General features: G+C 56.7%; 20 protein-coding genes and 1 tRNA gene. 8 read left to right on the top strand and 13 right to left on the bottom strand.

Annotated features, from left to right (window positions below):
* The first annotated feature begins 36 nt into the window (after positions 1 to 36).
* Entirely contained in the window at positions 37 to 1,497 is a 1,461-nt protein-coding gene (locus SSARUM2_RS08865) for a TrkH family potassium uptake protein (protein WP_033654205.1), read from the top strand.
* Between the two features lie 152 nt (positions 1,498 to 1,649).
* Positions 1,650 to 2,450 carry a DNA/RNA non-specific endonuclease gene (locus SSARUM2_RS08860; protein ID WP_282488652.1) on the top strand — a complete coding sequence of 267 codons (801 nt, stop codon included), beginning with the start codon at positions 1,650 to 1,652 and terminating at the stop codon, positions 2,448 to 2,450.
* Positions 2,451 to 2,499: 49 nt separating this feature from the next.
* Here the strand turns inward: SSARUM2_RS08860 and SSARUM2_RS08855 are convergent, their stop codons facing one another.
* Genes SSARUM2_RS08855 through SSARUM2_RS08845 form a run of 3 tightly spaced genes read right to left on the bottom strand, consistent with a single transcriptional unit; the run spans position 2,500 to position 7,101 of the window.
* Complete coding sequence (locus tag SSARUM2_RS08855; protein WP_060453025.1) at positions 2,500 to 5,580, bottom strand: MexW/MexI family multidrug efflux RND transporter permease subunit; 3,081 nt, start codon at positions 5,578 to 5,580, stop codon at positions 2,500 to 2,502.
* Between the two features lie 10 nt (positions 5,581 to 5,590).
* Complete coding sequence (locus SSARUM2_RS08850) at positions 5,591 to 6,676, bottom strand: efflux RND transporter periplasmic adaptor subunit (protein ID WP_033646555.1); 1,086 nt, start codon at positions 6,674 to 6,676, stop codon at positions 5,591 to 5,593.
* Positions 6,673 to 7,101: a DoxX family protein gene (locus SSARUM2_RS08845; RefSeq protein WP_033654208.1), complete on the bottom strand. Its 429-nt coding sequence runs from the start codon at positions 7,099 to 7,101 to the stop codon at positions 6,673 to 6,675. The genes SSARUM2_RS08850 and SSARUM2_RS08845 overlap by 4 nt, the downstream gene beginning before the upstream one ends.
* A gap of 144 nt (positions 7,102 to 7,245) precedes the next feature.
* Between SSARUM2_RS08845 and soxR the strand changes: the two genes are divergently transcribed.
* Positions 7,246 to 7,716, top strand: coding sequence for a redox-sensitive transcriptional activator SoxR (soxR, locus tag SSARUM2_RS08840; protein ID WP_033637918.1), 471 nt, complete (start codon positions 7,246 to 7,248; stop codon positions 7,714 to 7,716).
* Between the two features lie 7 nt (positions 7,717 to 7,723).
* Here soxR and SSARUM2_RS08835 read toward each other — a convergent pair whose 3' ends face one another.
* Positions 7,724 to 8,653: a LysR substrate-binding domain-containing protein gene (locus SSARUM2_RS08835; protein WP_033646557.1), complete on the bottom strand. Its 930-nt coding sequence runs from the start codon at positions 8,651 to 8,653 to the stop codon at positions 7,724 to 7,726.
* A gap of 150 nt (positions 8,654 to 8,803) precedes the next feature.
* Here SSARUM2_RS08835 and SSARUM2_RS08830 point away from each other — a divergent pair, with 150 nt between their 5' ends.
* The gene (locus SSARUM2_RS08830; RefSeq protein WP_033637916.1) at positions 8,804 to 9,064 is read left to right on the top strand and encodes a DUF1471 domain-containing protein; all 261 of its coding nucleotides are present in this window, start codon (positions 8,804 to 8,806) and stop codon (positions 9,062 to 9,064) included.
* Positions 9,065 to 9,112: 48 nt separating this feature from the next.
* Here the strand turns inward: SSARUM2_RS08830 and SSARUM2_RS08825 are convergent, their stop codons facing one another.
* The 5 genes from SSARUM2_RS08825 to SSARUM2_RS08805 all read right to left on the bottom strand — a co-directional run bounded on the left by SSARUM2_RS08825 (position 9,113) and on the right by SSARUM2_RS08805 (position 14,832).
* Entirely contained in the window at positions 9,113 to 10,183 is a 1,071-nt protein-coding gene (locus tag SSARUM2_RS08825) for a fimbrial protein (RefSeq protein WP_049212751.1), read from the bottom strand.
* Positions 10,184 to 10,201: 18 nt separating this feature from the next.
* The gene (locus tag SSARUM2_RS08820; RefSeq protein ID WP_049195825.1) at positions 10,202 to 12,694 is read right to left on the bottom strand and encodes a fimbria/pilus outer membrane usher protein; all 2,493 of its coding nucleotides are present in this window, start codon (positions 12,692 to 12,694) and stop codon (positions 10,202 to 10,204) included.
* A gap of 15 nt (positions 12,695 to 12,709) precedes the next feature.
* The gene (locus tag SSARUM2_RS08815; RefSeq protein WP_033637911.1) at positions 12,710 to 13,405 is read right to left on the bottom strand and encodes a molecular chaperone; all 696 of its coding nucleotides are present in this window, start codon (positions 13,403 to 13,405) and stop codon (positions 12,710 to 12,712) included.
* Positions 13,406 to 13,454: 49 nt separating this feature from the next.
* Positions 13,455 to 14,039 carry a fimbrial protein gene (locus SSARUM2_RS08810; protein ID WP_033637910.1) on the bottom strand — a complete coding sequence of 195 codons (585 nt, stop codon included), beginning with the start codon at positions 14,037 to 14,039 and terminating at the stop codon, positions 13,455 to 13,457.
* Between the two features lie 181 nt (positions 14,040 to 14,220).
* Positions 14,221 to 14,832, bottom strand: coding sequence for a LuxR C-terminal-related transcriptional regulator (locus tag SSARUM2_RS08805; RefSeq protein WP_060453028.1), 612 nt, complete (start codon positions 14,830 to 14,832; stop codon positions 14,221 to 14,223).
* Positions 14,833 to 15,235: 403 nt separating this feature from the next.
* Here SSARUM2_RS08805 and SSARUM2_RS08800 point away from each other — a divergent pair, with 403 nt between their 5' ends.
* Positions 15,236 to 16,033 (top strand): winged helix-turn-helix domain-containing protein, encoded by a 798-nt coding sequence (locus SSARUM2_RS08800; RefSeq protein WP_051917629.1) that lies wholly within the window; start codon positions 15,236 to 15,238, stop codon positions 16,031 to 16,033.
* On the top strand, positions 16,034 to 16,516 hold the full coding sequence (locus SSARUM2_RS08795; RefSeq protein WP_033646562.1) for a hypothetical protein: 483 nt from the start codon (positions 16,034 to 16,036) through the stop codon (positions 16,514 to 16,516).
* A 93-nt stretch (positions 16,517 to 16,609) separates the two neighbouring features.
* Here SSARUM2_RS08795 and SSARUM2_RS08790 read toward each other — a convergent pair whose 3' ends face one another.
* A complete protein-coding gene (locus tag SSARUM2_RS08790) occupies positions 16,610 to 16,825 on the bottom strand; it encodes a hypothetical protein (RefSeq protein WP_016928277.1) in 216 nt (71 codons plus the stop codon).
* A 227-nt stretch (positions 16,826 to 17,052) separates the two neighbouring features.
* Positions 17,053 to 17,140, bottom strand: a tRNA-Ser gene (locus SSARUM2_RS08785).
* A 230-nt stretch (positions 17,141 to 17,370) separates the two neighbouring features.
* Here SSARUM2_RS08785 and yccA point away from each other — a divergent pair.
* Positions 17,371 to 18,030, top strand: a complete 660-nt coding sequence (yccA, locus tag SSARUM2_RS08780; protein WP_004928091.1) for an FtsH protease modulator YccA — start codon at positions 17,371 to 17,373, stop codon at positions 18,028 to 18,030.
* 111 nt (positions 18,031 to 18,141) lie between these two features.
* On the top strand, positions 18,142 to 18,471 hold the full coding sequence (gene tusE / locus SSARUM2_RS08775) for a sulfurtransferase TusE (protein WP_004928095.1): 330 nt from the start codon (positions 18,142 to 18,144) through the stop codon (positions 18,469 to 18,471).
* A gap of 34 nt (positions 18,472 to 18,505) precedes the next feature.
* Here tusE and yccX read toward each other — a convergent pair whose 3' ends face one another.
* Both yccX and SSARUM2_RS08765 read right to left on the bottom strand, forming a co-directional pair.
* Positions 18,506 to 18,784 carry an acylphosphatase gene (yccX, locus tag SSARUM2_RS08770; protein ID WP_033646563.1) on the bottom strand — a complete coding sequence of 93 codons (279 nt, stop codon included), beginning with the start codon at positions 18,782 to 18,784 and terminating at the stop codon, positions 18,506 to 18,508.
* Positions 18,785 to 18,941: 157 nt separating this feature from the next.
* Positions 18,942 to 19,904 carry an acyltransferase gene (locus tag SSARUM2_RS08765; protein WP_049213692.1) on the bottom strand — a complete coding sequence of 321 codons (963 nt, stop codon included), beginning with the start codon at positions 19,902 to 19,904 and terminating at the stop codon, positions 18,942 to 18,944.
* Between the last annotated feature and the right edge of the window lie 321 nt (positions 19,905 to 20,225).

The following is a 20,225-nucleotide window of genomic DNA, read 5'->3' as shown; positions in this document are numbered from 1 at the left end:
ATTGACGCATTGTCGGCAGGCATTCCGAGCAACAGTATGGTCAGAACCAAACAGATCCTGGTCGTTATTCATCTTTGCAGCTTTTTGGTCCTTCTTTACAGCCTTTCAATGATCCCGCCCCTGCTGATGGGGCTGTTGTATAAAGAAAAAAGCGCCTTCTCATTTTTCTATACCCTGGTGGTGGCCGCCACGCTCGGCGGATTGGGCTGGTTCAGCACCCGGCAGTCGAAAGTGCAGCTGCGCACCCAGGACGGTTTTCTGATCATCGTGATGTTTTGGCTGCTGTTTTCCGCGATCAGCGCCCTGCCGCTGTGGCTGGATGACACGCTGAACGTCCGGCTGGTCGACGCGATGTTTGAGGGAGTCTCCGGCATCACCACCACCGGCGCCTCGGTGCTGAATGACGTCTCGAACGTGCCCAAATCGTTCCTCTATTACCGCTCCCAGCTCAATTTTATCGGCGGCCTCGGGGTTATCGTGTTGGCCGTAGCCGTGCTGCCGCTGCTGGGCATCGGCGGCGCCAAACTTTACCAGTCGGAAATGCCCGGCCCGTTCAAGGAGGAACGCCTGACGCCACGCCTGGCCGATACCTCGAAAAACCTGTGGTTGATCTACCTTGGGCTGGGGTTGGCCTGTACCGTCGCCTTTCGTCTGGCGGGCATGCCGTGGTTCGATGCGCTGTGCCACGGCATTTCCACCGTGTCGCTCGGCGGATTTTCCACCCGCAACGAAAGCCTGGGGTACTACGACAGTTCGGCGGTGGAAATGGTCGGCGGCATTTTCTCTATTCTGGCGGCGGTGAACTTCACGCTCTATTTCATTGCCGTCGGCCGTCGCAGCCTGAAACCGCTGTACCGCAGCCCCGAGCTGCGCTTTTTCCTGTTGATTCTGGCCATCGTCGTGGCGATCGTGTGTATCGAGCTGTACCGCTCGGGCATGTACGGCGTCAAAGACGCCTTCGTGCACGGCTTTTTCCTCACCAGTTCGATGATGACCGACAACGGTCTGGCCATCGCCGATTACACCCGGATCCCGTCCCACACCATCATGCTGCTGCTGGCGGCGAGTTTCTTCGGCGGCTGCGTCGGCTCCACCTGCGGCGGCATTAAAGCGCTGCGTTTTCTGATCATGTACAAACAAAGCCGGCTCGAGATCAACCAGCTGGTGCATCCCAACGCCATGTACACCATCAAGGTCGGCAATGCGCCGATCCAGGATCGGACGCTGCGCTCCGTCTGGAGCTTCTTCTTCCTTTACGTGCTGTTCACCTGTCTGTTTATCTGGCTGCTGAACTTGATGGGCTATGATCTGGTCACCGCTTTCGCCACCGTCGCCGCCTGCATCAACAATATGGGGCTGGGGTACGGAGAAACCGCCGCCGGTTTCGGCACGCTGAACGACGCGGCGAAATGGCTGATGTGCGCCGCCATGCTGCTCGGCCGCCTCGAGATCTATCCGATGTTGATCCTCTGTTCACGCGCGTTTTGGCGTTTTTGATAGTCCGAGCGGCGTACAGGGCGCCGTTCCGCTCTGTCAACGCCGACACATTCACAACATGAATGTGTTGCATTGTTGTATTCGTTTCACTGCGATAAGTTTAATTCACTGTAAATATATACAGTGTTTTTTAACTTATTGAGGATATGAATATGCGTTTTAACAACAAGATGTTGGCCCTGGCCGCCCTGCTGTTCGCCGCGCAGGCGTCGGCCGACACGCTCGAGTCCATCGACAACTGCGCGGTCGGCTGCCCGACCGGCGGCAGCAGCAACGTATCGATCGTGCGTCACGCTTATACGTTGAACAACAACAGCACCACCAAGTTCGCCAACTGGGTGGCCTATCACATCACCAAAGACACGCCGGCCAGCGGCAAGACGCGCAACTGGAAAACCGATCCGGCGCTCAACCCGGCGGACACTTTGGCGCCCGCCGATTACACCGGCGCCAATGCGGCGTTGAAGGTCGATCGCGGTCATCAGGCGCCGCTGGCCTCGCTGGCGGGCGTTTCCGACTGGGAGTCGCTGAACTACCAGTCCAACATCACGCCGCAAAAGTCCGATCTGAACCAGGGCGCCTGGGCGCGGCTGGAAGATCAGGAACGCAAGCTGATCGATCGCGCCGATATTTCCTCGGTCTATACCGTGACCGGGCCGCTGTATGAGCGCGATATGGGCAAACTGCCGGGCACCCAGAAAGCGCACACCATCCCCAGCGCCTACTGGAAAGTGATTTTCATCAACAACAGCCCGGCGGTGAACCACTATGCCGCTTTCCTGTTCGATCAGAACACGCCGAAGGGTGCCGATTTTTGCCAATTCCGCGTGACGGTGGACGAGATCGAGAAACGCACCGGTCTGATCATCTGGGCCGGTCTGCCGGACGACGTGCAGGCCTCGCTGAAGAGCAAGCCCGGCGTCCTGCCGGAATTGATGGGCTGCAAAAACTGACGAAAAAACCCGCCAAGGCGGGTTTATTTTTCATACGGGCGCCGGCGGTTTATTCCGCCAGCGCCTTTTGCGCCGCGGCCAGTTCACGCTGCCGGGGCGACGCCACCGCGTGATCGCGCGCCAGCAGCGTATACACCGTCGGCAACACAAACAGGGTAAACAGCGTGCCCACCAGCATGCCGGATACGATCACCAGCCCCAGGCCGAAGCGGCTGGCGGCGCCGGCGCCGCTGGCGAACAGCAGCGGAATCAAGCCGAACACCATCGCCCCGGTGGTCATCAACACCGGCCGCAGGCGAATTTGCGCCGCCTGCAAAATCGCGGCGCGGCGCGTCAGCCCCTGATGCATCTGCAACTCGTTGGCGAACTCCACCATCAAAATGCCGTGCTTGCTGATCAGCCCGATCAGGGTCACCAGCCCGACCTGGGTATAGATGTTCATCGTGGCGTAGCCCAGCGCCAGCGGCAGCAAGGCGCCGCAGATCGACAGCGGCACGGTGATGAGGATGATCAGCGGATCTTTCAGGCTCTCGTACTGCGCCGCCAGCACCAGATAGATGATCACCAACGCCGCCAGGAACGCGAATGCCAGCGCGCTGCCTTCCTGGGTATATTGGCGCGAATCCCCCTGCCAGTCGTGGCTAAACTCGAACGGCAGCGCATTGGCCTGCCGTTCGAGGAAGGCCACCGCTTCGCCCATCGAAACGCCGGGCGCGGGAATGGCCTGCAGGGTGGCGGCGTTCTGCTGGTTGAACTGGGTCAGCTTGTTCGGCTCGACCTTAACGGCCACCGACACCACGGTGGAGAGCGGCACCAGCGTATTGTCCTGCGTGCGGACGTACTGTCGCGCCAGCGCCTGCGGCGTCAGCCGCTGTTCACGCAGGCTCTGCGGGATCACGTCATAGGCGCGGCCGTCCATGCCGAAGCGGTTGAGGTAGTTTTCCCCCACCAGCACCGCCAGCGATTCGCCGATGTCGCTCATGCGGATCCCCAGACTGTTGGCCTTGGCGCGATCGATATGCACCTCCGCCAGCGGGTTGTTGTAGTCCAGATCGCTGTCCACCACCATAAACAGGCCGCTGTTTCTGGCGTTCTGCTTCACCTCTTCCAGGGTGCGATACAGCTGCGGGTAGTCCTGCGGCGTGCGCAGCACCATCTGCACCGGCAGCCCGCCGGTGGAGCCCGGCAAGGCGGGCAGCTGGAAGGCGAAAATGCTGGTGCCTTCGACGTCGTTCACCGCCCGCTGCAGATCGGCCTGCACCGCCGACGCCGAGCGCTGGCGCGCCTGCCACAGCGTCAGGTTGATGCCGCCGATGCCGGACGCCGTGCCGTCGCTGCCGTTGATGATCCAGCGGCTTTCGGTTTCCGGCATGCGGTTGTAAACCTCGTCCAGCTTGTAGGCAAAGCGTTCGACATAGTTCAGGTTGGCGTGCTGCGGCGCCTTGATGGCGGTCAGTACGATGGCCTGATCCTCGGTCGGCGCCAGCTCGCGCTGCGGCATCAGGTACAATAGCGGCAGGCTGATCATCACCAGCAACGCCAGCGCGCCGGTCAACCAACGGTGGCGCAGCGAAAAATCCAGCGCGCGCGCATAGCGCCGCGTCAGACCGCCGAAGAACCACTCGGCGGCGTGCGCCACGCGCCCTTCGCTCTGTTTGGCCGGCAGCAGGAGCGAGCTCATCACCGGCGACAGCGTCAGCGCCACCACGCCGGACACCACTACCGCCCCGGCCAGCGTCAACGCAAACTCGCGAAACAGCGCGCCGGTCAGCCCGCCCATCAGGCCGATCGGCGCATAGACCGCCGCCAGCGTCAGGGTCATGGCGATCACCGGCCCCGCCACCTCGCGCGCGCCGATCATCGCCGCCGCCAGCGGCGTTTTCCCCTCTTCGATATGACGATGCACGTTCTCCACCACCACGATGGCGTCGTCCACCACCAGGCCGATCGCCAGGACCATCGCCAGCAGCGTCAGCAAATTGACGCTGAAGCCGAAGGCCAACATCAGCCCGGCAGCGCCAAGGATCGACAGCGGAATGGTCACCACCGGGATCAACACGGTGCGCAGCGACCCCAGACACAGGTAGATCACCGCCACCACGATCACCAGCGCTTCGAGCAGGGTATGCACCACTTCATCGATCGAGGCCTGAATAAAGCGCGCGGTTTCGAACGCCAGCGCCATCTTCACGCCCGGCGGCTGCATCTTGTCGATCGCCGGCATCAGGTGGCGAATGCCGTCGACGATCACCAGCGGGTTGCCGGTCGGCGTAGGGAAGACGCCGAGGAACACCGCCGGTTCGCCATCCATCAGGGCGCTGGTTTCCGTGGCCGCGGCGCCCAGCTCCACAGTGCCGACGTCTTTTAAACGCACCAGGCCATTGCCGTCGTTGCGCACCACCAGATTGCGAAATTCCTCAACGCTGGTGAGATCGGTATTCACCCGCACGTTGGCAACCACATACTGCCCTTTCACCTTGCCCGGCGCCGCCTGGTAGTTGTTGCGCCGCACCGCGTCGGCCACGTCGGCGGCGGTCAGGCCGCGGCCGGCCAGCCGATCGCTGTCCAGCCACAGGCGCATCGCCATTTTTTGCCCGCCGAACACTTCCACCTTGGCGACGCCGTCGATGGTGGTGAACATCGGCTCCACCACCCGCGTCAGGTATTCGCTCAGCGCCGGCGTGGACAGCGTTTTACTGGAAAAGCCGACATAAGCCACGGCGGTGGCCTCACCGGCGGAACGTTCAATCACCGGATCGTACGCCTGCTCCGGCAGCTTGTAGCGCACCTGATTGACCTTGGCCATCACTTCGGTCAGCGCCTGGGTGGAGTCGCGGTTCAGCGCCATGCGCACCGTCACTACGCTGCGCCCCTGCACCGAAGAGGAAGAAAGGTAGTCAACGCCCTCGACGGAGGACACCGCCTGGGCGATCGGCTGCGTGACAAAGCCCTGCATCAGCTCGGACGACGCGCCGGGATATTCAGTGCTGATGGTAATGGTCGAGTTTTCCAGCAGCGGGTATTGGCGGATCGGCAACTTGCTGAGCGCCAGCGCGCCGAACAGCAGGATCAGGGTGCTGACCACCAGCGCCAGCACCGGCCGACGCACGAACAGATCGGTAAATGTCATCGGTCTCTCCTCAGGAACCGGCCTGGGCGGCGTTCAGGGTATCCTGCGCCACCGGCTCGGCCGCCATGCCGTCGCTCAGCTTGAGCTGGCCCGAAGTCACCACCCGATCGCCTTCCTGCAGGCCATTGACGATCTCGACGCGCCCGTCGTTGCGCTCACCCACGGTGACCGAAACGCGCTTGACCGTCATGCCCTTTTCACCCTGCTGGGCCAGAAACACGGTATCGCCGTAGGCCGTGTAGGTCAGCGCCGTTTCCGGCACCGTCAGCACCGCCACGCGCTGCTGCTGCGTGACGCGAATGCCGGCGTACATGCCGGCCTTCAGCAATCCCTCACGGTTGGTCAACGTCGCCTGCACCTGCACGGTGCGGGATTTGCCGATCATCGGGTCGATAGCGGTAATGACGGCGGGGAAAGCGCGATCGGGATACGCCCCAACCTGCACCGACACCGCCTGGCCTGGCGCCAACCCGGCGCTGCTTTGTTCGTCCAGCGAAAAGTTGACGCGCAGCGTATCGGCGTCCACCAGGTTCGCCACCGCCTCGGCGGCGTTAAGATATTGCCCTTCATGCACGCGGCGAATGCCGATGACGCCGGAAAACGGCGCGCGGATCGCCTTCTGCGCAATTTTGGCCTGCGTTTCCCGCACCGCGCCAAGCGCCATATCCCGCTCGGCCAGCGCATCGTCCAACTGTTGCCGCGCAGTGGCGTTGAGGTTCATCAGTTTTCGCATGCGCCCCAGCAGCAGATCGGCGTTGCGCAATTGCGCCTGCAGACGCACCAGCTCAGCCTGTTCGACCGCATCGTTGAGCTGCACCAGCAACTGCCCCTGCCGCACCGTTTGGCCGGATTCGAACAGGATACGCGTGATGCGGCCGCTGGTTTCCGCCGCCACCTCCACCTGGCTGGCCGCCTCCAGCTCGCCGACGCCGGCGTAGCTGCGCGCCGCCTGTTCACGCAGTGCGGGCGCCAGCGCCACTTTCACCGGCGGATAAGCCGGTGCGCCTTCGCTTTGACGCGCGGTGGAACGCATCGCTACCGCAGCGACGACGAGTACCGCCAGCAGCGCCGCAATAATGAGATATCGTTTCATCATGCAGCCTCACGCGTGTTGGCCAGACGTTGACGCAAACGGCTGGCGATGGCCGTCACCCACAGCCCGCCGATCACCGTGATGTGTTCCAGCGCGAAGTAGAGAGAAATCTGCATATTGGGAGCGGACATATTCCAGAAGGTGTGGACGATCGCGATAGTCAGGATCAGAAACACCGACAGCATGCCGGCGCCCAGCCACACCCACCGGTTCAGCAGGATCAATACCGAACCTGTCAGCAGCACCGCCGCCGACGCCAGGTTGAACAGCCAGGCCGGATGCAAACCGGCGGCGCGCATCTCCGCCAGGCTCCCTTCGATGTCGAACAGCTTGGCGAGCCCCGACGAGATGAAAATCACCATCAAGCACAGACGTGCGAGCAGCCAAAGCCAATAACTGTCCAGAGCGGTGTTGATAAAGCGTTGCATAACGGTTTCTTCCTGATTTTACAGCCAAAGCCATCCTTCTCCCCAATAAGACGGGGGCAGGTCTCGAGAGATGCCGGTTGCCAAGCCCGGCAGGCTGAACTATAAAACCTCAGGTTAACTTGAGGTCAAGTTGAGGAAGATAAAATGGCAAGAAATGAACCGATTGACGCCAATCGGCTATTGACCGTCGGGGAAGTGGCGAAACGCAGCGGCGTGGCGATATCCGCGCTGCACTTCTACGAGAGTAAAGGGCTGATTCAGGCGACGCGCAACGCCGGCAATCAGCGGCGTTATCCGTCGGTGGTATTGCGCTATATCGCGGTGATCAAGATCGCACAGCGCGCGGGCATTCCGCTGGAAGAGATCCGCGCCGCGCTGAGCCGTTTCCCCATCGGCAGCAAGCTGACCTCAGAACAATGGGGAGTGCTGTCCTCCGCCTGGCGCAAAACGCTGGATGAGCGTATTCAACGGCTGACGGTGCTGCGCGACCATCTCGATAGCTGCATCGGCTGCGGCTGCCTGTCGCTCGCCGACTGCCCGCTGCGCAACCCGAACGATATATTGGGCCGGCAAGGAGCCGGCGCGCATATTTTCGAACACCCGGATGGGCAGTGACAGGCGGCTAGGCAACCGGCATCATCGAGAGGCGGCGATTGGCTTCGGCGAATACCGCGACGCTGTGATCGATAAACGCCCGCACCGGCGGCAACAGGCCTTTGCCGCTGGTGAACACCAGATGAACAATGCTGCTCGGCGCACGCCACTGTGGCAGCAGACGCAGCAGTTGACCCGTTCGCAATTCGTTGGCACACAAATGGATCGGCAAAAACGCGACGCCCATCCCGGCAATCGCCGCACTATGCAACGTGCTGTAATCCCCGCAACACAGCCGGGGGACGTGTACGAAAGTACGTTGATTGCCTGCATTATCCTCGAATTCCCATCGATCGCGATCCAGCCACTCCCCCATCGACAACGTCGGCAAGCTGGCCAGCTGTTCGAACGACTGCGGCAAGCCGCCGGCTTTCTCCACCAGCTGCGCGCCGGCGACCAAAATGCGTTGCCGTACGCCAAGATCGCGTTTAATCAATGATTGATCCTGGTCGAAATGACTCGTAATGCGAAACGCCACATCGATCTTTTCGTTGATCAGATCCACATGGCGCTCATGGATCAACAGTTGTACGCGCACGTCCGGGTAACGCGCCATAAACCCCAACAGCAGATGGGAATTATAATACTGCATCAAACCGGGCGGCGAACTGATGCGCAGGCAGCCGCTCACTTCGTCGCGCGCACGGGCGACAATGGCATCGGTCGCCTCCAACCGCTCGATAATCGCCTCACACTGCCGATACACATCGCGGCCAATATCCGTGACGCGGAAACTGCGCGTCGAACGTTCGATTAACCGCGCACCGTAACTCGCCTCCAGACGAGCCACGCGTTTGCTGAGTTTGGATTTGGCTTCGCCGCTCGCCCGCTCGGCTGCGGCGAAACCACCATGTCGCACCACCAAAGCAAACAGTTGAAGATCGTTCAAATCCTGCATGCCCCCTCCTTATCGTTTCCAGTTTGGAAACGATGCATTACGCTTTCAGGCACTACCGCGCCGGCACCTCGCTGCTTATCCTTTAGCATAACGAAACAAAAAGATTCAACCATAGCAAAGAACAAGCGTATTGCGCTTGGGGAGAACATCATGAAGAACGTCATGTTGAAAACGATGCTGCTAGGGGCTTTTGTCTTTTCAGGCGCAACAGTCGCGGCAACGCAAATCAATAGTCAACAGGCGGACGCCCTGACGCCGCGCCAGGTGATTACCGTTAGCGGTGCCGCGAATCTGAGCGATGCGGAAAAGATGTTGGCGGACAAAACCGCCAAGGCAGGCGCCCGTTACTACAAAATCATCGCGATCGTAGGCAATAACAAGCTGCACGCCAGCGCGATGACTTATCAATAACCAACCCCGGCAGCGGCGGCTGCCGGTTTTTTTGCACCAACCCATTCATCAGGGATAAATAATGTTCAGCGTGGCCGAGGTGTTGATTTCACCCTGCGTCACGCCATCGCGCTGATAAGGGTAATAATAAGCGCCCATGCCGATGATAAAGTGACTGTTCAGGCTGCCGCCGGCGGCGACGTGAAACAATGAGGTGGCGCTGCCGCGATCGACATTGGAGGGCGACAGTACCACCGGCGAGCTCGGCATATCGCGTTTGACCAGGCGCAGCCCTACCCCTTGCGCGCCGCCCGCGTTGGCATTGGTCAGCACGCTGGCGTCGGAGGCCAGCAGGTTATTGCTGGACAGGAACATCTCGACGGTACGATCGGCGATACCTTCCTGCTGCATGTTCTGGCAGCTGATGTTCAGCGAGAACGGCGTGTAGCCGGGTTGGTTGTTATTCAGCACCTGCGCCACGCCCATTTTCGGCAATCTGACCGTCAGGCCGGCGTTGTCGAAACGGCAGGTGGTGGTTTTGGGCGCGTATTTGATGTTCATCGGCTGGCCATACATATCGCGTTCGTCATAAGGCCAGTTGCCGGTCAGGAGCCAACTGAGTATTTTCCCGACTTGCTGCAACAGCCAAATCGGCAATTCCCATATCTTTATGCCGGTAATGTCCGAGACCATCAGCGCGTCATCCAGCATCAGCGTATCCCCCGGCACCACACGGCCATTTTTGGGCTTCGATTCTAATGAGTAGCGCACGGTCATCGGCGTATTTAACTCGGCGGCGGAATGTTCGCCGCGCTTTGACAGTTCACGATCGCCAATCTTATTGACGATTTGCGCGCGTATCCACTGCGTGCCGTTGTTAAAACCAAAAATAGCCGCATTCTTATTATCGGGCGACAGCTTGAGCGTATAGGTAAATTTGCTCTTTGAAGAACTGCAGTCAAAAGTGCCGACATATTGGGTGCTGTATTGCTCCTCCCACACCGGGGTGTTGGCATTCAGCTTATCGGAGAGATCGACATTCAAAGCCGGTGCAAATGAGATCCCTTTGCCAAAACAGGTGGCATAACTATAGCCGCTGAACAACCCGGACAGCAGCAGCAAAAAAATCAGCCTGATCATAGGTTCGGTTATCCTGTATTAGCGGCAAACGCCGGGCGACGCGTCGAGCGCCAGAGTCGGTTTGGCGATACGGCAACGGCCGTCGCGCAGTTGCACCGTCAACGCCGTTGGCGGCTGTTCGACGCGCAGGTACAGCACGCTGGCCTGGCCGACAAAGCCTATCGACCGGCCGTTTTCATCCAGCACTTCGGCGCCGAACGGCAGCGGTGCACCATCGGCGCGCTGCGCCCGCAGCTGGAATGGCTGACGTTGATCGGTTTCGAATTTCAGGTAGCTGACCGCGCCGTAGTAAGGCACGTGGTTGGCGACGTTGCCGCTGATTTCTGCCCCGCTGCTGTGGCCGGTATCCGACAGCGTGACCGAGTTTTGCCGGTATGGCGTGGCATAGGGCACTAGCGCCAGGCCCTGGGCGTTGGTCACGATGCTTTCGTCGCCGTTGACCATCAGCCCTTCGGCCTGCGGCGCCTCGACCACCGTCATGGTGTTGCCGATTTCGTTCGACGCCAGCACATGCCAGGGGATCGCCACCAGGCTGCCGCGCGCGCTGAGGCCGCTCTGGCGATAATCGTTGCCTTCGCTGTAGGAGACGCCAAGCGTCGAGACACGGGTGCGGTAGGCCGCATTGACACCGGCCATGTTGTCGCCGCCGCTGCGATTGCTGCCGTTCAGCGAGTAGCTCAGACGGTTGGACTCCAGCGCGTTGCCGCTCAGGCTGACCGTGCTTTGCTGATAGTGAGAGTCCGTCGCCGACAGGCCGGTGCTGAGGTAGGCGTTGTTGTCGAACACCGACAGCGGCAGGCTGAACGACAGGTAATAACGCGTCTCTTCCTCACGCTGGCTGTTGCGCACCCGGCTGGCGGAAACGGAGTAGCTGACGCGCCCCAGATTGTTGGAGTACCCCAACTGGTATTCGCGGCTTTTCGCGTTGGCCGTCCAGTAATCGCGCTGGGAGCCGGAGAAGAACAGCGTGCCCCACCCTTCGTTAAGACGCTGGTTCAGGTTAAGCGTAAAGGTATTTTTCGGCCGGGCGGACCGCAGCGCATCCCAGGTGTTCATATCCAGTTCGGACAAACCCTCCTCGTCGCGCCAGCGGTCAAACTGCCGTTCCAGCTGGCGGTAACCGTCATTAGAGTAAATGGCGTCGGTAAAGCTGTAGTAACCGCGGGTGGAGTAACGGTAGGCCGCCAGCGTGAAGTTGGTCGCGGTGGCATCGAGAAATTTACTGTAGGCGATACGGAAGCTCTGCCCGCTTTCACGGCGGTTTTTCAGGCGGGTATCGGCATGCGTCAGGTCGATGGACACCGCCCCTATCGGCAGGTTCCAGCCGCTGCCGAGCAGCCAGGCCTGATAGTCGTCACTCAAAATGCTGCCGGCATAGCCGGTTACCAGGTTGTTGAAACCGTACTGCAGGGTGCCCTGCACAAAGCCGGGATCGTAATCGGTATTGCTTTCGTTCACCTTGCCGGCCAGCACGCTGTATTGGCTGACGCCCTGTTTCAACATGTTGGGTACGGCGGAAAACGGCACGCTGAACGACTGTTCACGCCCATCCGCCTCTTTGACCGTCACCCACAGATCGCCCGCCGAGCCGGTCGGCTGAATACTGTCGAGGGTAAAGGCACCCGGCGGCACGTTTTCCTGGTAGATCACGTTGCCGTTCTGCACCACTTTCACCAAGGCGTTGGTTTGCGCCACGCCCCGCACGATCGGTGAAAAGCCCTGCTGCGAGTTGGGGCGCATGCTGATGTCCGACGCCAGCGCCACCCCGCGGATGCGCACCGAGTCGAACAGATCCCCCGGCGAATAAAAATCGCCGGCGGTCAGGTTGGATTTGATGTCGGCGAAGCCGCGCTGCAGATAGCGCGTGTTGTTCTGCCAGTGGCTCCCCCGCCCGCTGCCGTGGCGAAAGCTGCTGCTGTCGCGAAATTGCCAACCGGCCAGATTGATCCCGGATTCCAGCCCGGTATAAAAATCGTCGTTGTTGCTGCGATTGCCGTCGCCGCGCGCCTCGGCGTGGTAGTACGTCGCGTTGTAGGCCAGCGTCAATGCGGAGATGCCGCGATTCCAGAAGGCCGGATCCACGTATCCCGCCTCCGATCGGTTGACCCGCGCCTGCGGCACCGTCAGCCGCAGGCTCAGCGCGCCGACGTCCATATCGAACCGGCCGCCCTGCACCAGCGTGGCGATCGACAGCGTCGTCTGGGGCGCCTGAGGCGTCGGCAATTGACTCAGATCGATGCCCAGCCGCTGCGCATCCTGGTAGTCGATTTGGATATCGTCGCGTTGGGTGCCAAACAGCAGCGCATAGCGCCCTTTCCAGTCATGGTTGACATACACATCGATCTCCTGCCGGCCGGCAGGCATGTCATTATTGAGGTAAAAACGCGAGAGATCGGAATCGCGCGATTCGCCGGCCAACAGCGACGTATCGAACGTCACCGCCCAGGCCGTATCCGGCAACAAGAATGAAGAGGCGGTCAGCAGCGAGAGGACTTTTTTATTCAGCTTCATTGTTGTTCTTTCAGGTTAGTGTGCGGTGATGGCTTTAGACTTGTAAGCCCCCAGATCGTCGATATACATCAGGTCATAACGGGCGTTTTTGCTGACCGCTCGTTTGCTGGCGGCAAACTGGGTGGAAAACGGCGCGACCATCAGCGAATCAACCAGCAGATGCTTGTCCGCACCCTGGCCTATATTCGCTACCGTAATGAAATACGGGCTTTTATTGATGACGTTGAAGCCTTTGCCATTGGCTTGCAGCGTCAGTTCTTCCAACGCATTTTCCACGCCGCGGGTTAACGCCTGCGGGCGGTAGAACAGTTTGATGCGCGACTTGATCGCCAGCTGCAGCGTATTGGTGCCCTGCAGGTTTTCCGGCGTCGGCGGGATATCCAGCACGTTGAGGTAGAACACCGATTCACGATCCGCCGCCAACGCGGCGCCAACTTTCTGAATACGCAGCTGCTGCCCGCTGTTGCCGTTCACTTTCACCACCGGCGGCGACAGCAAAAACGGCACATTGGCGGTTTCCGGGGTGGAATTGATATCGCCGTCGTCGATCCAGGCCTGAACCAGCGAGGGGTCGGTACCGTTATTCAGCAATTGGACAATCACGTCCTTGTTGTTTGCCGGGTAGATCACCCGCGTGCCGTTAACCACCACATTGGCCTGCGCGCCAACGGAACCCAGCAACAGCGCCGCTATCATCATGTATTTTTTCATCGTTCCCCCGGGTGGCCAGGCCCTATCAAGGGCCTGGCTGTCAGCGCGATTACAGGTAAGAAATGGTGTAAGTCACGTTGGAGCTCAGAGCGCCCACTTTTGCCGCTTCGGCGTTGGTTTTGTAGTAGTACGCGTCCAGCGTCAGGGTTTCTGAATCCGGCGCCTCTTTGTCGCCCATGATGTCGGTGACATAAGGCACGTTCAGCTGGATCGGGGTGGAAGAACCGGTTTCCGCCAGAGAGAAGCCTACGTTCTTCGCGACGGAAGCGTCGTTCTCGTTGACCGAGTTGTTCAGCAAATATTTGCCGTCGGTGGAGATGTTATCCGCGGAGGAGAAGTAGATTTTCAGCGGGGTGCCCGCGGTACCGGCCGCCGGCGAACAGCCGGAGAAGGTCAACGAGAAGGACTTCTTGTTCTTGGTGATTGGCCCGACGGTGTTACCCGCATCGGTCACCGAGATCGGGCTCAGCGCTACGGTGAAATCCGCGCTCTTGCCGCCGTTAATCGTACAGGTGGTGTCGGTAATGGCGCCGGTAAAGTTAATCACGCCACCGGCGGAATTGTCTTCAGCAAAAGCCACCGGCGCAGCGACCGCGGCCGCCATGATTGCAACAGAAAGCATCTTCTTCATCATGAGATAAAACTCCATAACAGTTTGGTTTGAGAGAATAAATAAAAAGCAGCCGCTGCTGGCGGGATGAAACAATCCCTCCCCGTAATACAGAGGCAAAAGGGTGAACACATTCCTGTTTTTATAAAATCAAGCCATCGCGTTATTCATCAGCCGATAATAAAAGCGACAAAATAACGAACTCCTAGATAACCGCCGAGAAACCGGATGAAATGTCCAATAAATTGTGCACCCGATTCTTCAATCCCATTTTGCGTAATGCACTGCATTTCTGCGTGCTGACCGTTTTTACGCTTTTATCAAGCATTCGGGATACCTGGGTCACCGTATAGCCGAAAGAAAGCAAATGAAGCGTTTCCACTTCACTTTCAGTCAGGCAACTTTTCGTATTGCGGGCCGCCCCACCCTCAACGTTTGCATTTAATGCAGAATGCTGCGCAATATTAGCCAGCAGCAAAGACAATTCCTTATTCATGTCGGGAACTCGCACTCTTTTATCGAGCACCACCACATCACGCGTGACAGAACGAAATAACAGACGACGCTTCTCTTCTGTCGTCAAAAAAATTTTCACGCCATGAATAGCAGACAATAACGCTGCCGCCATGCTGAAACGCAACAGGATTTTTATCGCATCATCGACGATTAGAATATCGTGGCAATTTCGCCCCATGGCCAAAGGCAGATCGTCGTAGTAAGCAATAACGTGATCCTTATGAAAAATCCTTGGCGCCAATATCCTTTTCATCGCCTCTCTGAAAAAGATGTTTTCAGATACGATACCGATACTGAGCATACTTCCTCCATCCATGGCTAAAGAAAACGGCGATGCCTTGCACTAAATACCTGCCGTTTTCTTGGAAAAATCGCATTGCCGTTTGGGAGCCATCAATAAGCGCCCGGCACATAAGCAGGCGCCGTAAAACACTAAGATAATTCTGCATCAAATCATTAACAACAGGAACATTATTTTTATTAACGTAAATTTTAATTATTATAATCTAATAAATTATATATTTTCAGAATTTAACTCTGCCAAGCATAATAAAAAGAGCAATGCACCATGCATTCTGTTCGTCGAAGAAATAAAAAACACCCTGAATTATTTATGTTTTCCACCCAGAACCTTGACCTGACCGACGTTTCACTAAATACTAGCCGCGACCTGGAAGCCCATACCATTATAAAAACCTGAATACATGAAATATATTATCGACCTCTGCGTGATCTATGACGCAAATGCGTGTCGTCTCCAACTCATTGATAACGATGAGTCATCGATACGGATATCCAATCCGGCCTCGCGCCTGTTAATTGAAATGCTGACTCATCCGAATATCCCATTGAAACGTGAGGTATTGATAAAAAAGGTATGGGAAGAGTATGGTTTTTCAGGCTCATCGATCAGCCTCAATGTGGCCGTCAGTGAAATAAGGAAAGCGTTCAAACTGCTGGGGAGAGAAACCTCGCCGATAAAGACCCTGGCGAAAGTCGGTTTTTGCTTTACCGCCATGATTGATATTTACCCATCACCGCAGGCAACCGTTAACGAAACTCCCCCTTCTTCCGCCTCAGTGCCGCTTTCGTCTTTCCCGTCGGTTGCCGAATCACATAACACGCCGCCGCAGAAACAGGTAAATATTCGCGCTATTGCCGCTATCTGCGGCGCATTTATTCCGCTGTTGTTCGTCGCGGCGTTCTATCCTGTTGAACCGCCTGATCAACCCAGAGAAAATTTAATCTCGTTAGGGAAAAAAGACCGCTGCACCTTGTATTCTCTGGATGCGGACAAGCATATTGATGACGAACTGGAAAAGCGCATGGTCAACCAGGCGCTAGAAGAGAGCGGTGTGGATTGTATAGCCAGTAAAGCGGACATCTATTTTTCCTCCGTAAAACACACGTTGACTTATAACACCTTCCTCGGTGTGTGTTATCTCGGCTCACAAGATCGATATACCCAGTGTGTTACCTACAAAATTCTCAACGGAAAATAAATGGCCGCATTGCTCAACCCCAAAATGCTGACTATCGGATTTTTGGCAGTGATTCTCTTCATTGTCCTGTTTCGCGTTTTAACCCCCGCCGCGCCTGTGCATATGAATTGCCAGGCCGATACGATCACTAAAAAACGATTAGCTTCAGGCGATGACCTGGAATTAAAAGTGACGGGCAGTTTATTCATCTATGACGAACATCATGCCATGATCGTGCAGCGTGGGGACATCACCGTGAGAGGCAAAACCTACAGCCTGGATAGGAAAATAAACTTTGATATAAAGAGGTTAGATGACGGGTTTTACATGACCACCCACCGAGAAATCAGCAAAACGCCCGACGACAACGCGCCGGATGAGCTGACCCAGGAAATCCCCATGATCTCTCTCGGCATTAAGAACGGCGTTTTTTCGATGCGTAAAGCTCGGCAGGATGCGTACATCGTTCATGGCGTGCTTTTCCCGGTAACGCTATGCCGTTAACCTGAGAACAGAATGCCATAGAGAGAAAGCGAAGGATCGCAACGGGGCGCGCTTATGGCAAACGCGCCCCAGATACCGATTGGGGAGGAAGGGCTATTTTACCGACATATCCGTACGGACGATGCCATGGTTTTTCATCACCTCTTCCATGGTGAGGTTCTCATCATACGGCGTATCGTCCACCACGACGTCTTGCGGGCGCACATAAGGTTTGGTCGCGCGTTTGAACATCCACCACCACACGAATACCAGGAAAGCGCCGGACTTCAGAAAGATCATGGTCCATAGGGCGACTTGATACCAGTTCATCTCTGTCTCCATAAGAGCATTAAGCGAAATCGATAAGGCGGCGTTGTTTATCACCCCGGCGGTGCCTGACAGCAGCAGGCATCCGAGCAGCCAACCTTGATGACCGCATAATCTCACCGATGCGTGGCCCTTATCAATAGCCGATCGCGTTTCCTGCAAAAGCGCCTCGGTTTCTGCGCACGCAAAAACAAAAACCCCGTGCTCAGAGAGCACGGGGTCAGAATGTATGGCGGAGGAGCAGAGATTCGAACTCTGGAACGGTTTCCCGTCGACGGTTTTCAAGACCGTTGCCTTCAGCCACTCGGCCACCCCTCCGCAACGACGCGCACTATAAACAGACCTCATTCGCTTGTAAAGCCCGGGCGCGTTCAACCGCGCGAAAAATCGGCGAAGACGCAGCAAACGGCGAACAAACGCGCGTCCGCTCCTCCCTGCTGTTGCAACAATGATAACTAAGGGTAAAGATTGGTAAACAAACTTTAATCAAGCGCTTGCGCTGCCTATCATCGGGATTATTTTGTGATGGCTTGATAAGAGAGAGCATTATGGACCGCATTGTCGTCTCATCTTCTTCGCGCGACTCGCTGCTCAGCACGCATAAAGTCCTGCGCAACACCTATTTCCTGTTATCCCTGACGTTGGCTTTCTCGGCGCTGACCGCGACCGCCAGCACGATGCTGGGGCTGCCGGCACCGGGCTTGCTGCTGATGCTGGTTGGTTTCTACGGCCTGATGTTCCTGACCCATAAACTGGCCAACAGCCCGGCAGGCATCCTGGCGGCGTTTGCGCTGACCGGTTTCATGGGGTATGCCCTCGGCCCCATTCTCAGCTCGTTCCTGAACGCCGGCGCGGGCGATCTGATCATGCTGGCGCTGGGCGGCACCGCAGCGGTGTTCTTCTGCTGCTCGGCGTATGTGCTGACCACCCGTAAAGACATGTCATTCCTGTCCGGCATGATGATGGCAGGTTTTGTGGTACTGCTGGTGGCGGTGATCGCCAACCTGTTCCTGCAGATCCCTGCCCTGCACCTGGCCATCAGCGCGCTGTTCATCCTGTTCTCCGCCGGCGCGATCCTGTGGGAAACCAGCAACATCATTCACGGCGGCGAGACCAACTACATTCGCGCCACCGTTAGCCTGTACGTGTCGCTCTACAACATGTTCATCAGCCTGTTGAGCATTCTGGGCTTCGCCCGCAGCAACTGATCGCACGATACACCAGCTTTCCAGGCCCCGCTCCGGCGGGGCTTTGTTTTTTACGGCTGAAAAAATTTGCTAAACTGGCGGCCGTTCCGAATTATCCGTTATCGAGGCAGTATGTTGGAGTTTGAAGGTCAGGTTATCGACACTGACGCGCAGGGTTATCTGAAAAACAGCGCCGACTGGCATGAAGGGCTGGCGCCGCTGCTGGCCGCGCAGGAAGAGATCGTGCTCACCGAAGCACACTGGGAAGTGGTGCGTTTCGTGCGCGACTTCTATCAGGAATTTAATACCTCACCGGCTATCCGCATGCTGGTCAAAGCGATGGCGCAGAAATACGGCGAAGAAAAAGGCAACAGCCGCTATCTGTATCGCCTGTTCCCGAAAGGGCCGGCCAAACAAGCCACCAAAATCGCCGGATTGCCGAAACCGGTAAAATGCATTTGACCGCTCTGCCCGCAGCGCCGCTGCAGGCGAGCGTTTAATAACGAATGCCAAACCCGCTGTAATCAGCCAGGCCCTGCGGCTCCACCAGCACACGTTCGACGCGCGCGCTGCGCGGGCCGCCCTGTTTCAACCACTCCAGCAGCTTGTCCACCTGCGCCTGTGTGCCGCAGGCCACCACCTGAACACTGCCGTCATCGAGATTGCGCGCATAGCCTGTCACCCCCAACGCCTCGGCCTGCCGCTGGGTGGAATAGCGAAACCCAACCCCCTGCACCACGCCATACACATACGCAGCAATGCAAACTTGTGTCATAATCGCCCCCTGTTATCTTGTCTAAAGAATAAGTATGTATTGAGTATAGAAACTCAATCAAAAGATAAAGAGGCAAGGAGCCAGAGGACAACAATTTCTATAATAGAGGCTTACGTAAAAAGTAGACGGCCGAGCTCCCTCGGCCGGGACAGACTTGCTATTTTTCGGCGGGTAGCCAGTTGGCCCTTTCTCCGTAAAAGAAAGAGTCGATAAATCTGCTTTTGCCACGCAAGCGGATAAATATGATGACCAGAGCGAAAATAATGGCCGTTACGCTGAGATAAAAACCTAACGTATCCTTATCGACCATTGCTCCGACAAGCAAAATGGGTAACACATGCCAAAGATAAATAGGTAGAGATACCTGCCCCATTTTGACCACAAAGCCCTCAATTCTCAGCTTCAGGCGTTTACACAAACTCACCATCAACAGCAACAGCGCAGCATTAAATGCAAACCATGAGGCGGCATCCAGCAGTGCCCCGTTCGGTTCATAGTACCCTAATATGCCTACGACCAACGCGATAGCGAACAACGCCAGCGGGTTACCGTGAAAATTCTTATCCCCGATCAGGAAACCTAATAAAAAGAAGGAGTAGTAATAATAGAAACGCTTATCACCAATGAATTTCAGCCAGGCATATTGGTTTTCCAGCGTGTCGGCGTAACAGTACCAGACAATAGATAACACCGCGGAAGTGAACAGAAAGAAACCAATTAAGAAATTACTCTTGTAAATGACCATAGTATATAGCACGAATATGATCACTGCTGGGATATACCAAAGATGATAGTAGGGGTAAAGGAATAGACCGATGAACTGCTTTAAACCTACTTCTTCTGAGGAGTAAAGAGAATAAACGCTGTAAACAACGAATGCCAACATATAAGGAATTATCATGCGCCACTGATACTTTTTCAGCACGCTAATCACGCCGCCATCAAGAAAATAACGCCGAACAAAGTAGCCCGTCACCCCTAGAAAAAGCGGCATATGGAAATAATATATTGCCCCACGCAAACCGACATCAGCGCTGCCTGGCAATAAATGTCCCACGATGACGAGCAAGATAAGCAACCCTTTCAAAAAATCAAACGACAAGCTTCTTTCTTTAGACATTTAAGAAAAATCCTAATATCTGCATAATAAACATCAGGTGCTCAATAACAGATTAAGTTAAGATTTTTGTCAATGCGAAAAAACCTAAAACTCACAAAAAACTTACAAAAAGCTTACATCCCCATCTGCCCGGAGATAGGCTTTCTTCCGTGAGGCGAACCTCAGCCTGAAGTCAATTACTATGAAATTCCAAAAAAGACATTAATAATCAACCAGTTAAAAACAAAACGGTAATCTTCAATCCACACTCTTGAATGATGGGCTCTGCTTGCTCACAAGAAAGCGTACCGTCGGCCAGCCGTCGTGAGTAAACATACCACC

Origin of the sequence: Serratia sp. K-E0102 (genome assembly GCF_029962625.1) — a bacterium.
Lineage (GTDB): Bacteria > Pseudomonadota > Gammaproteobacteria > Enterobacterales > Enterobacteriaceae > Serratia > Serratia sarumanii.
The sequence above is the reverse complement of the archived record's forward strand: the minus strand, read 5'-3'. Positions and strand labels throughout refer to the sequence as shown.

What these genes read in the sequence shown, in the direction of transcription:
- SSARUM2_RS08865 (WP_033654205.1), top strand. Translation starts at nt 37, where the DNA reads ATGGTCAGAACCAAACAGATCCTGGTCGTTATTCATCTTTGCAGCTTT.
- SSARUM2_RS08860 (WP_282488652.1), top strand. Translation starts at nt 1,650, where the DNA reads ATGCGTTTTAACAACAAGATGTTGGCCCTGGCCGCCCTGCTGTTCGCC.
- SSARUM2_RS08855 (WP_060453025.1), bottom strand. Translation starts at nt 5,580, where the DNA reads ATGACATTTACCGATCTGTTCGTGCGTCGGCCGGTGCTGGCGCTGGTG.
- SSARUM2_RS08850 (WP_033646555.1), bottom strand. Translation starts at nt 6,676, where the DNA reads ATGATGAAACGATATCTCATTATTGCGGCGCTGCTGGCGGTACTCGTC.
- SSARUM2_RS08845 (WP_033654208.1), bottom strand. Translation starts at nt 7,101, where the DNA reads ATGCAACGCTTTATCAACACCGCTCTGGACAGTTATTGGCTTTGGCTG.
- soxR (WP_033637918.1), top strand. Translation starts at nt 7,246, where the DNA reads ATGGCAAGAAATGAACCGATTGACGCCAATCGGCTATTGACCGTCGGG.
- SSARUM2_RS08835 (WP_033646557.1), bottom strand. Translation starts at nt 8,653, where the DNA reads ATGCAGGATTTGAACGATCTTCAACTGTTTGCTTTGGTGGTGCGACAT.
- SSARUM2_RS08830 (WP_033637916.1), top strand. Translation starts at nt 8,804, where the DNA reads ATGAAGAACGTCATGTTGAAAACGATGCTGCTAGGGGCTTTTGTCTTT.
- SSARUM2_RS08825 (WP_049212751.1), bottom strand. Translation starts at nt 10,183, where the DNA reads ATGATCAGGCTGATTTTTTTGCTGCTGCTGTCCGGGTTGTTCAGCGGC.
- SSARUM2_RS08820 (WP_049195825.1), bottom strand. Translation starts at nt 12,694, where the DNA reads ATGAAGCTGAATAAAAAAGTCCTCTCGCTGCTGACCGCCTCTTCATTC.
- SSARUM2_RS08815 (WP_033637911.1), bottom strand. Translation starts at nt 13,405, where the DNA reads ATGAAAAAATACATGATGATAGCGGCGCTGTTGCTGGGTTCCGTTGGC.
- SSARUM2_RS08810 (WP_033637910.1), bottom strand. Translation starts at nt 14,039, where the DNA reads ATGATGAAGAAGATGCTTTCTGTTGCAATCATGGCGGCCGCGGTCGCT.
- SSARUM2_RS08805 (WP_060453028.1), bottom strand. Translation starts at nt 14,832, where the DNA reads ATGCTCAGTATCGGTATCGTATCTGAAAACATCTTTTTCAGAGAGGCG.
- SSARUM2_RS08800 (WP_051917629.1), top strand. Translation starts at nt 15,236, where the DNA reads ATGAAATATATTATCGACCTCTGCGTGATCTATGACGCAAATGCGTGT.
- SSARUM2_RS08795 (WP_033646562.1), top strand. Translation starts at nt 16,034, where the DNA reads ATGGCCGCATTGCTCAACCCCAAAATGCTGACTATCGGATTTTTGGCA.
- SSARUM2_RS08790 (WP_016928277.1), bottom strand. Translation starts at nt 16,825, where the DNA reads ATGAACTGGTATCAAGTCGCCCTATGGACCATGATCTTTCTGAAGTCC.
- yccA (WP_004928091.1), top strand. Translation starts at nt 17,371, where the DNA reads ATGGACCGCATTGTCGTCTCATCTTCTTCGCGCGACTCGCTGCTCAGC.
- tusE (WP_004928095.1), top strand. Translation starts at nt 18,142, where the DNA reads ATGTTGGAGTTTGAAGGTCAGGTTATCGACACTGACGCGCAGGGTTAT.
- yccX (WP_033646563.1), bottom strand. Translation starts at nt 18,784, where the DNA reads ATGACACAAGTTTGCATTGCTGCGTATGTGTATGGCGTGGTGCAGGGG.
- SSARUM2_RS08765 (WP_049213692.1), bottom strand. Translation starts at nt 19,904, where the DNA reads ATGTCTAAAGAAAGAAGCTTGTCGTTTGATTTTTTGAAAGGGTTGCTT.